This window comes from Nocardia sp. NPDC005366, from assembly GCF_040606855.1.
Taxonomy (GTDB): Bacteria; Actinomycetota; Actinomycetes; order Mycobacteriales; family Mycobacteriaceae; genus Nocardia.
The window spans coordinates 308,885-319,565 of the sequence record NZ_JBEXFQ010000006.1 but is presented as its reverse complement, the minus strand read 5'-3'; the positions used below and the strand labels follow the sequence as shown (position 1 = coordinate 319,565).

The following is a 10,681-nucleotide window of genomic DNA, read 5'->3' as shown; positions in this document are numbered from 1 at the left end:
CTCTGGGCGACGTCCCCGCGGCCGAGGCGCCGCCCGCCGCGGAGGCTCCCGCACCCGCCGAGCCCGGGGCTCTCGCGCCGCAGCCGCGTGTCTTCCCGGCGCAGGCGCCCACCTCGCCGCCCGCGCCCCCCGGCAATGGCACCCTGACTCCGCAGGAACAGGCGCAGAAGGAGATCGCCGAGGCCAAGTCCACCCGGCAGAGCACCGACCCCACCGTGCAGAAGGCCGCGATGCTCGCGATGGACTGCAACAAGCCGGATCCGCTGGCGGGTAACGACGATCCGAAACTGCCGCTGGTCACCTGCTCGATCCCCGGCGCGCAGAGCCCCGAGGTCTACCTGCTCGGTCCGAGCCGCATCGACGGCCAGGAGATCAAGGACGCGAGCGCCCGCCTCAACCCGCAGCAGGCCCGCCACGAGGTCGACCTCGAGTTCAAGTCCGGCGGTAGCGATGCCTGGGCGACGCTGACCGGCGAGATGGTCAACAAGCGGGTCGCCTTCGTCCTCGACTCCCGGGTCGTGTCGGCGCCGGTCGTGCAGCAGGGCCCGCAGTCGGGTGGCCGCACCACCATCTCCGGTAGCTTCACCGCGTCCAGTTCCAAGGAACTCGCCAACACCCTGAAGTACGGTTCGCTGCCGCTGTCGTTCCAGACCTCGGAAGCGGAGACGGTGTCGGCGACGCTCGGCCTGTCCTCGCTGCGCGCGGGTCTGCTGGCCGGTGCGATCGGCCTGGCCGTGGTGTTGCTGTACTGCCTGGCCTACTACCGCATGCTCGGTTTCCTCGCGGGTTTCTCGCTGATCGCCTCCGGTGTCGCGGTGTACGGCATCATCGTCCTGCTCGGACGATGGATCAGTTTCACCCTCGATCTGGCCGGTATCGCCGGTCTGATCATCGGTATCGGTTTGACCGCCGACTCCTTCGTGGTGTTCTTCGAACGCATCAAGGACGAAATGCGCGAGGGCCGCAGCTTCCGCTCGGCGGTGCCGCGCGGCTGGGCGCGGGCCCAGCGCACCAACCTCTCCGGCAAGACCGTGAGTCTCATCGCCTCGGTGGTGCTCTACATTCTCGCCGCGGGACAGGTGAAGGGCTTCGCGTTCACCCTCGGTATCACCACCGTGCTCGACGTCGTGGTGCTCTACCTGGTCACCGCTCCGCTCATGATGCTGGCCTCGCGTTCGCCGTGGTGGTCCAAGCCCTCGGTGAACGGACTCGGCGCGATGCAACAGATAGCCAGGGAACGCGGCGCGGGCGGCGTTCTGGTGAAGGAGACTTCCCGATGAGCACCCCAACCCTGGACAGGTTCGAGGACGAGCCGCAGCGCGGCAGCGCGCCCGAGCACAGCATCTTCGAACGTCTCTACACCGGCACCGGCGGTTTCGAGATCGTCGGCAGGCGGCGTTTCTACTACGCGCTGTCGCTGGCGTTCGTCGTGATCTCGTTGCTGAGCATCGGGATTCGCGGATTCACCCTCGGCATCGACTTCGCGGGCGGTTCGCGCATCCAGTTGCCCGCCGCCGAGAGCGTCACCACCGAGAAGGTGGAGAACGTCTACTCCGCGACCTTCGGCCACGACCCGGTCTCGGTGCAGAAGGTCGGCTCCGGCGCCGCCGCGACCATTCAGATCCGCTCCGACACGCTGGACGCCGCGCAGACCGAACAGTTGCAGAACGCGCTGTTCACCGCTTTCCAGCCGAAGGATTCCACCGGCACGGTGAGCACCAACGCGATCAGTATCGCGGAGATCAGCGAGACCTGGGGCAGCCAGATCACCCGCCAGGCGCTGATCGCGCTGCTGGTGTTCGTCGCGTTGACGATGATCTACATCGCGATCCGCTTCGAACGGGATATGTCGATCGCGGCGATCACCTCGCTGTTCTTCAACCTGATAGTCACGGCGGGGGTCTATTCGCTCGTCGGGTTCGAGGTGACACCGGCGGCGGTGATCGGCCTGCTCACGATTCTGGGCTACGTGCTCTACGACAACGTCGTGGTCTTCGACAAGGTCGAGGAGAACACCCGCGGCGTCCTGCACCTGACCAAACGCACCTACGGCGAACAGGCGAACCTGGCCGCCAACCAGACCCTGATGCGTTCGATCAACACCACCGTCATCGGCATCCTGCCGATCGTCGGGATGCTGGTGATCGCGGTGTGGCTGCTCGGCGTCGGCACCCTGAAGGATCTGGCGCTGGTCCAGTTGGTCGGCATGATCGTCGGCGCCTACTCGTCGATCTTCTTCGCCGTGCCGGTGCTGGTGTCGATCAAGGAGCGGTACGGCCCGGTGGCCGCGCACACCAGGAAGGTGCTGGCCCGGCGTTCGGGCGCGGCATCGGAGCGCGCCCGCTTGGAGGCGGAGCGCCGCGCGGTCGCCGCGACCGGCGGCAGGACGACCGCCGATGATATCCATCGGCAGCCCGCCGATTACTCGCCGCGTCCCGGTGCGCGTCCGAGCGGAAAACGGCACAAGCGTAGGCACTGACACCAACGGTAGGGAGTTTCGTTTCTATGCGACCACGGCCCGGCGCGGTGTCGCGTCTGCTCGGAGCGATTGTCACGGGAGTCTTGGCCGTCGGTTCGGTGGCGGGCTGCTCCGCTGAGAACCAGGTGCCGTCCATCGGTTACGCCGTCGATGTGGCGATCACCAGCTACAACGGCGGCAGTACCGCGGGCGCGATCGGCGGCGCGCCCGCGGTTTTCGGGCGGGTGTTGACCGGATTCTTCTATACCGGTCCCGACGGTCAGCAGGTGGCCGACACCGACGCCGGGACCGCGAAGGAGGTGCCGGGGGAGTCGCAGACCATCCAATACCGGCTCAACCCCGACGGTGTGTACTCCGACGGCGTGCCGACCTCCTGTGACGATCTGGTGCTGGCCTGGGCCGCGCGCAGCGGCCGGTTCACCAAAGCCGGTGACCGCGGCCAGGTGCCGATCTTCGACGCGGCGAGCACCGCCGGTTACTCCGATATCGAGCGGGTGGATTGTCAGCCCGGATCGAAGGACGCCACCGTGGTGTTCCGGCCGAATCAGTACTTCCTGCCGTGGCGCACCCTGTTCGCCGCCGGGGAGTTGATGCCCGCGCACGTGGCGGCGCGGGCCGCGAATGTGCCGAATGTGGTGTCGGTGTTGCAGACCGGCGATCCCGGCGCGGTCCAGCGGCTGGCCGATTTCTGGAACACCGGCTGGACCATCGACGGCGATCTCGATGTGTCGAAATTCCCGTCCTCGGGGCCCTACCGAATCGAATCGTTCAGCGCGACAGATGGTTTGGTGCTTGTCGCCAATGAGCGCTGGTGGGGCAACAAGGCCGAGACCGGCCGGATCGTGGTTTTCGGCAGGACGGCCGATCTGAAATCCAAGGTCGGCGACAAATCCGTCAGCGTGCTGGATTTCGGCGTGGATTCGGTGAAAGATCTGAGCCTGGACGGGTTCTCGACGAAGACCGTGCCGGGGCGGGGCGCCGAGCAGTTGCTGCTCTCCACCTCGGGTGTGTTCGGCTCGGTGGCGGCCAGGAGAGGTTTCGCACTGTGCGTTCCGCGCCAGGCGCTGTTCGACCAGCTCGGCAAGGTGGGCAAGGCGCCTGCCTCCGGTCTCGGTTCGGGACCGCTCAATTCGCGGACGGTGCAGCAGGATTCGCTGTTCTACGCGCCCGCCACCGGGGCGGCGGACCGGTACAAGGCCACCGACATCGCCGCTGCGACCAGTGGTTTCGCCTCCGGCGGCAGCCCGGCGCCCACCGTGCGTATCGGCTACCTCGGCCCGGATGATCGTCGGGCGCGTGCCGTGGCGATGATCGCCGAGGCGTGCAAGCCGGCGGGCGTCACCGTGGTCGACGCCGGTTCCGCTGATTTCACCCCGACCCGCCTCACCGAGGGCAAGGTCGACGCCGTCCTCGCAAGTACCGCGGCGATGCCCGGCCCGGCCGGTTCGCTGTCGGGAATGACGGCGACCAGCGCGTTGCGCACCGATAGCGGACTCAATTTCGGGCGATTCGGGAACGGCCGTTACGATGCGATCACCGATCAGCTTGCGGCCGACGACAACTCGACCGTCCAGTTGAATCTGCTGACCGAGAGCGAGAATCTGCTGTGGTCGGAGATGCCGAGCATCCCCCTGTTCGTCACTCCCCGTGCCATCGGCTTCGTGAACGGCCTGCAGAACGGTGTGGCCGGTCCCACCCAGGCGGGATCCGGTTGGAACATGGACCGCTGGGTGCTGAAGCGGTGACAGGTGCGAATGGGTGAGTGACCATGGAGAGGTGTCGATGAGCAAGCACGCTGCGATCGAATCCGACGACTTAATCGCCGAGCGGACCGACAAGGCGGCCTCGCAGGTCGAACGCCTCACCCGGTGGCGCGACGATTTCCCCACTCCCGGTGTTCGTTTCGCGGATCTCACCCCGGTTTTCGCCGATCCGGAAGGTTTCCGGGCGGTCATCGAATGCCTGGCCGCCTGCGCCCCCGACGCCGATCTCGTCGCCGGTGTCGACGCCCGCGGCTTCCTGCTCGGCGCCGGCGTCGCGGCCACCCTCGGCACCGGCGTCCTCGCGGTCCGCAAGGCGGGGAAACTGCCCCCGCCGATCGTGTCGCGCGAATATGTCCTCGAATACGGCACCGCGGCCCTGGAGATCCCGGGTGACGGCGTCGAATTGGCCGGGCGGCGCATCCTGCTGCTCGATGACGTCCTCGCCACCGGCGGCACGCTCGCCGCGGCGGCGTCACTGTTCGAGCAGGTCGGAGCCGAAATCGTCTCCGCCGCCATAGTTCTCGAGATCTCCTCGCTCGGAGGCAGGGATCGGCAGGGGGACTACCCGTTGACTTCGATCGTCCAGGTGTGAGGCCACGCGCGCGGTCCCTTTCCGGGGTCGCCGGGGTGGGCGGTCCGGGCTCGGCACCGGTGTGATCGGAATTTCACTGGTGTCTACGCCGGGAATGTGACTACTCTGGACGAGTCTTATCCCCGTTGATCGGAGTTATGCCGTTGCTCTCATGAGGTAGCGCCTTCGGGCGGCCCGCACATCGCGCGCCGCGATTCCGTCGCAACCTCAGGGGTACGCATGACCACTCTGTCTATTTCCGATCTCACTTTCTCCTGGCCGGACGGCACCCCCGTTCTCGAGGGCGTCGGCGCGGCGTTCGGCGCGGGACATATCGGTCTGGTCGGCGGTAACGGCGCGGGTAAATCGACCCTGCTGCGCCTGATCGCCGGTGAGTTGCGGCCGCTGCGCGGCTCGATCACCGTCTCCGGCGCCATCGGCTATCTGCGGCAGGATCTCGGGCTGGCATCGGGTCTGCGCGTCGACGCCGTACTCGGAATCGCCGAAATCCGGAAGTCGTTGCACCGCATCGAATCAGGATCCGCCGACGAGGGTGATTTCGATCGTGTCGGCAATGCCTGGGATGTCGAGGAGCGCGCCATCGCGCTACTCGGCCGCCTCGGACTCCCCTACGTCGCCGATTCGCCCGAACAACTCGATCGGACCATGGAGACGCTGTCCGGCGGGGAAACCGTGCTGCTCGGCCTGGTGGCCGAACTGCTGGCCGAACCGGACGTGCTGCTGCTGGACGAGCCGACGAATAATCTCGACCAGCACGCCAGGCAGCGGCTCTACGAGGTGGTCGCGCAGTTCTCCGGCACCGTGCTCACGGTCAGCCACGACCGCGATCTGCTGGAGCGGATGGATGCGATCGCGGAGCTGCGCCGAGGAGAACTCCGGCTGTTCGGCGGCAATTTCGGCGTCTACGAACAGATCATCGAGGCCGAACAGGAAGCTGCGCGCGCGGCCGTCCGCGACGCGAGAAGCGATATGCGCAAACAGGCGAAGGAACTCGTCGACACCCGCGTCAAGCTGGACCGCAGGCAGCGCTACGGCAGGAAGATGGCCGAGAACAAGCGGGAACCGAAGATCGTCATGGGTCTGCGCAAACGGGCCGCGGAGGTGTCGGCGGGCAAATTGCGCAACAACCACATCGAGAAGCTGGACACCGCGAAAGAGCAGCTCCAGCAGGCCGAGGAGTCGCTGCGCGAGGATCGCGAGATCCGTGTCGACCTTCCAGGAACCCGGCTGTATCCCGGTCAGGACGTCATCGAGCTCGACGAGGTGCGCCTGAGCTGCGGGCCCGTGGTCTCCCTTCGGGTCACCGGACCGGAGCGGATCGCCCTGACCGGCCGCAACGGCGTAGGCAAGACCACGCTGCTGCGCCGGATCGCCGAGGAACCGCCGAAAGTGCCGTGGCGCGTGCTCGCGCAACGTCTCGACATCTTCGATGAGCGGCGCTCGGTCTTCGACAATGTCGCGGCGATGGCGCCGCACGCGTCGGCCGAACAGATCCGCGCCCAACTGGCTCGCTTCCTGTTTCGCGGTGCCGCCGCCGACCTCACCGCCCGCGCACTGTCCGGCGGCGAACGGCTGCGGGCCGCGCTGGCGATGCTACTGCTGGCTGATCCGGCTCCACGTCTGCTGCTACTCGACGAACCGACCAACAATCTCGATCTGCCCAGCCTCGATCACCTGACGCAGGCGCTGGCGAGTTTCGAGGGCGCGCTCATCGTGGTCAGCCACGACGCTCGTTTCCTCGATGAGATCGGGGTGACCAGGCGTCTGGAGCTCACCCCGGCGGGTGTGACGGAATAGCCTCGGTAAACCCCGAAGCCGCGGCGGCCCCTGGGCTCAGAATTCGCGCACCGGCAGGGCGAGGGTGTCGAAAGCGGCTTCGAGGAAGTCGTCGGGCAGGCTGCTGCCCGTCCAGGTCCAGTCCTTCGGGCTGACGGCCTCGGCGACCTCCTCGACGGCCCAGCCCGCGCGGTCCGGTTCCTCCATCGGTATGCGCAGTGCGATCACCGCCCAGGTGGTCAACTCGTCGATGCCGAGGTACTGCCACCATTCGGCGTCGCTCCAGCCGAGCCGTTCGGTGGCGTGCTCGGTCCACGCCGCCCGGTACAGCAGGGTGAGGGCGGTGCGCGGATCGGCGTCGGCGGCGGCGACGGCGGCGCGGACGGTGCGCACCAGGCGCAACTCCTGGGAGCGGGGGTGGCGGGCGAAGAAGCTCAGGTTGTCGCGCAATGTCGCGCGAAACGCACGGCCCCGCCCGAGATTCCAGCGCTCGGGCGGAGCCCAGAGGCGTCCGGGGCCATCGCCGAGGCCGGCCGCGCGGGCCCGCGTGGCGATATCGCCGAGGACGGCGTCGCGCCAGCCGAGCCCGTAGACGGTCTGCGCGGCGACGATCGCGTGGACCTGCTCATCGGTCGCGGCCCCGTCGAGCAACGCCGCGTCGCACTCGCCCCAGAGCGCGGCCAGCGCCGCCGTCACGGCCTGCCTGCATTGCGCATCGAGCTCACGTCGGGGAATGTCGGTCCATGGCAGCAACGCCAGGTAGGTCCGGTCCCACAGTTCTCGCACCGCTGAATTGTTCACTACCGCTTCCGTGATGTGGTAATCCACCACCGGTGCGTATCGAAGGCACTGGTACAGGGGGGTTTCGGCGGGGGTGAGCGCGACCCCGCCGATCAATCCAACTGCGCCGATGGCTTTTTCGGTGCGACGTGACGATAGCCGTCGCGAATGACCGTACCGACTTCCGTCAAGTCCGGATCGGCCTCCAGGCGGATGGCCCTGACGCGGGTCAACGGGTCGATCACGGCAGTGGAGGGGCCGATCGGCGTGGGGACCGGCGCCTATTGACGAGATTAGTTTTAGTCATCTACACTAAAACAAGAACCGAGAGGAGTTCCGTTATGGGATACGGACACTGGGACGACACCGCCTACCGCGCGGCGAAGACCTACCGCGCCGGGCGTGGGATCGAGGACTTCGGCTACACCGCCGAGATGCGGGACAAGCCCTACGCCAGTTGGAAGGCGCATCCGAGTCTGGATCCGTTCGGGGTGCGGACGCGGGAATGCCGGGATTCGGCCGAGCACGGCAATTCGCTGCCCATCGCCGTACTCTTCGACGTCACAGGATCCATGGGGCAGGTGCCGATCATCATGCAGGACAAACTCGGCAAGCTGCACGGCCTGCTCCAGGCCAAGGGCTACGCCGAGGATCCGCAGCTGCTGTTCGGCGCGATCGGAGACGCCGAGACCGACCGGGTTCCGCTGCAGATCGGGCAGTTCGAATCCGACAACCGGATGGACGAGCAGCTACGGAATATCCTGCTGGAGGGCGGCGGTGGCGGGCAGAAGTCCGAAAGCTATGAACTGGCCGCCTATTTCATGGCGACCCACATCGTCACCGACGCATGGGAGAAGCGCCGCAAACGCGGCTACCTGTTTCTCATCGGTGACGAACTGAACAAATCCAAGCTGGCATCGCGGCATATTCGCGCGTTGATCGGCGATCACGTGCGCACCGATATCTCGGTGGAGTCGATCTACCGGGAACTCGCCGAACGCTGGCATATCTATTACATCCTGCCCAACCAGTCGAGTTACTACGACGACCAGGAGATCGCCCGGCACTGGCGCGCGCTGCTCGGCCAGAACTTCGTGAAACTGGACGATCCGGCGGCGGTCTGCGAACTCATCGCCCTGACCATCGGGCTGGCCGAAGACCGGGTCGATCTGGACACCGGGCTGGCGGATCTGCGTCACGTCGGGTCGGTGGACGAAGCGCGGGCTGTCGGAAAGGCATTGGGCGCGGACGGTGGTCAGGCGATGAAGGCGTTGCCGGGCGGGGCGAGTTGAGCGGGTTCGCCGACGCGCACGTCATCGTCGTCGATCTCGGCTTCGGCGACGCGGGTAAGGGCGCGACCGTGGACTGGCTGTGCGCGGAGCCGGGCGGGTCGGCGGTTTCGGCCGTCGTGCGTTTCAACGGCGGTGCGCAAGCGGCGCACAATGTGATCGCCGAAGGCAGGCACCACACCTTCGCGCAGTTCGGATCCGGCACCTTCTCCGAGGTGCCGACCCTGCTCTCGCGGCACATGCTGGTCGAACCGATCGCCCTGGCGGGTGAGGCGCGGCAGCTGGCCGCCCTCGGCATCGTGGATCCGTTGCGCCTGTTGCGCATCGATGGCCGAGCCCTGCTCACCACACCGATCCATATCGCCGCGAACCGTGCGCGCGAGGACGCGAGGGGTTCCTCGCGCCACGGTTCCTGCGGCCGTGGCATCGGGGAAACCGCCAGGTACGCACTGGAACACGATGCCCCGCTGGTCGCCGACTGCCTGCGGCCATCGGTGCTGTTCGACAAATTGCGGCTGCTCGCCGCGCATTACGGTCCACTCATCGCGCCGAGCGCGCACCGGTACGAGCCGATCGCGGATCTGGTCGACATGTACCGGGAATTCGCGGCGGCCGTCCGCGTCGTCGGCCCGGACCACCTCCGCGGGCTCGCCGTCCGCGGTCGGCTGATCTTCGAGGGGGCGCAAGGCGTACTCCTCGACGAATGGCGTGGTTTTCACCCGCACACCACCTGGTCCACCGCGACGCCCGATAACGCGCGTGCGCTACTGGCCGAGGTCGGCGCCACGGCGTTCACCCTCGGCGTCACCAGGACCTACCCGACCAGGCACGGCGCGGGCCCGTTCCCTACCGAGGATCGGGCGCTCGACATCGCGGAGGCGCACAATGCCAACGGCCCCTACCAGGGAGCGTTCCGGCGCGGCCACGCCGATCCGGTGCTCCTCAGGTACGCCGTCGCCGCCTGCGGCGGTATCGACGGACTGGCCGTCACCCACCTCGACGCCCCCGCGACGGTCTGTGCCGCGACCGGGTACCGCACCCGGGAAGGATTGATCACCGATCTGCCGCTGGGAGATGAGCGCGACCTCGCCCACCAGAAGCGGCTGACCGATGTCCTGTTCACCGCCGAACCCGTACTCGCCGAACTCCCCGCCGACCGGATCGGCTGGTTCGACAGGGAGATCGGGGCGCCCGTCGTGCTGACCTCCGATGGTCCGGACCGCGCCTCCCGCTGCGCGACAATGGCTCTCGGGGGAGCCGGCGTCGCACGGTGATCGGATGCGGCAGGATGGTTCGCCGTGGAGCAATCGGTGGTTTCGGTCGATGTGGTGACGCTGCGATTCTGGCCCGACGATCCCGGCGTGACGGTGGGTGTCGCCGCGCGCGAGCACGAGCCGTTCCTCGGCGAACTGGCGTTGCCCGGGGTGCTGCTCGGTCGTGGCGAACGGCTCGCACTCGCGGCTCGGCGCGCGGTCCACACGAAGTTGGGGGTGCCCGAGGCCGCGATCGGCGCGGTCGGGCAGTTGGTGACCTTCGACGAACCCAACCGAGATCCGCGTGGCCCCACCCTGTCCATCGCGATGTGGGCGGTGGTCGGGACGCACGAGGGTCCGGCGCGGTGGGTGTCCTTCGATGACGTCCCCGCCCTGGCCTTCGACCACAATCGCATCGTCGAGGCCGCGCGCGGGCAGCTGTCACGCCTGCTCTGGAAGGATCTGTCGTTCACCAAGGCGCTCGCGGGCGAGGAATTCCCCGCCACCCGCGCTGTCGAACTCACTACCGCCCTACTCGGCGCGCGACCCGATCCGGCCAACCTGAACCGCACCCTGGCGGCCATCCCCGGCCTGGCACGCACCGCGGAACGTCGTCGCACCAAGGCCACCGGCCGCCCCGCCGCCGTCTGGGCTTTCGACTCGGCGGGGTGAATCGCCGGATCGGCCCAGAAGTCGGCACGGCTCAGGCTCGTCCGGGTTCGTTGCTGTCGACGAAGTCGAGCATGCGG

The 10,681-nt window shown here is 67.6% G+C and carries 9 protein-coding genes; 8 read left to right on the top strand and 1 reads right to left on the bottom strand.

All coding sequences use genetic code 11. The features are described 5' to 3' along the window. From secD to ABZS43_RS10190, 5 genes are all read left to right on the top strand, one after another. Positions 1 to 1,280 (top strand): protein translocase subunit SecD (gene secD / locus ABZS43_RS10210; protein WP_355035502.1); only part of this gene is annotated, 1,280 nt, incomplete at its 5' end. After that, positions 1,277 to 2,479: a protein translocase subunit SecF gene (secF, locus tag ABZS43_RS10205; RefSeq protein WP_355035501.1), complete on the top strand. Its 1,203-nt coding sequence runs from the start codon at positions 1,277 to 1,279 to the stop codon at positions 2,477 to 2,479. The genes secD and secF, both read left to right, overlap by 4 nt. A 26-nt stretch (positions 2,480 to 2,505) precedes the next feature. Continuing rightward, positions 2,506 to 4,224, top strand: coding sequence for an ABC transporter substrate-binding protein (locus ABZS43_RS10200; RefSeq protein ID WP_355035500.1), 1,719 nt, complete (start codon positions 2,506 to 2,508; stop codon positions 4,222 to 4,224). Between the two features lie 37 nt (positions 4,225 to 4,261). Then, positions 4,262 to 4,834 carry an adenine phosphoribosyltransferase gene (locus ABZS43_RS10195; RefSeq protein WP_355035499.1) on the top strand — a complete coding sequence of 191 codons (573 nt, stop codon included), beginning with the start codon at positions 4,262 to 4,264 and terminating at the stop codon, positions 4,832 to 4,834. Positions 4,835 to 5,053: 219 nt separating this feature from the next. After that, on the top strand, positions 5,054 to 6,631 hold the full coding sequence (locus tag ABZS43_RS10190) for an ATP-binding cassette domain-containing protein (protein ID WP_355035498.1): 1,578 nt from the start codon (positions 5,054 to 5,056) through the stop codon (positions 6,629 to 6,631). A gap of 36 nt (positions 6,632 to 6,667) precedes the next feature. On the opposite strand, the gene ABZS43_RS10185 is transcribed toward ABZS43_RS10190, so the two are convergent. Continuing rightward, positions 6,668 to 7,411, bottom strand: coding sequence for a hypothetical protein (locus ABZS43_RS10185; RefSeq protein WP_355035497.1), 744 nt, complete (start codon positions 7,409 to 7,411; stop codon positions 6,668 to 6,670). Between the two features lie 320 nt (positions 7,412 to 7,731). Here ABZS43_RS10185 and ABZS43_RS10180 point away from each other — a divergent pair, with 320 nt between their 5' ends. Genes ABZS43_RS10180 through ABZS43_RS10170 form a run of 3 tightly spaced genes read left to right on the top strand, consistent with a single transcriptional unit; the run spans position 7,732 to position 10,604 of the window. Continuing rightward, complete coding sequence (locus ABZS43_RS10180; protein WP_355035496.1) at positions 7,732 to 8,682, top strand: hypothetical protein; 951 nt, start codon at positions 7,732 to 7,734, stop codon at positions 8,680 to 8,682. Next, entirely contained in the window at positions 8,679 to 9,953 is a 1,275-nt protein-coding gene (locus ABZS43_RS10175; protein WP_355035495.1) for an adenylosuccinate synthetase, read from the top strand. The genes ABZS43_RS10180 and ABZS43_RS10175 overlap by 4 nt, the downstream gene beginning before the upstream one ends. Positions 9,954 to 9,977: 24 nt before the next feature. Further along, the gene (locus ABZS43_RS10170) at positions 9,978 to 10,604 is read left to right on the top strand and encodes an NUDIX hydrolase (protein ID WP_355035494.1); all 627 of its coding nucleotides are present in this window, start codon (positions 9,978 to 9,980) and stop codon (positions 10,602 to 10,604) included. The last annotated feature ends 77 nt before the right edge of the window (positions 10,605 to 10,681 follow it).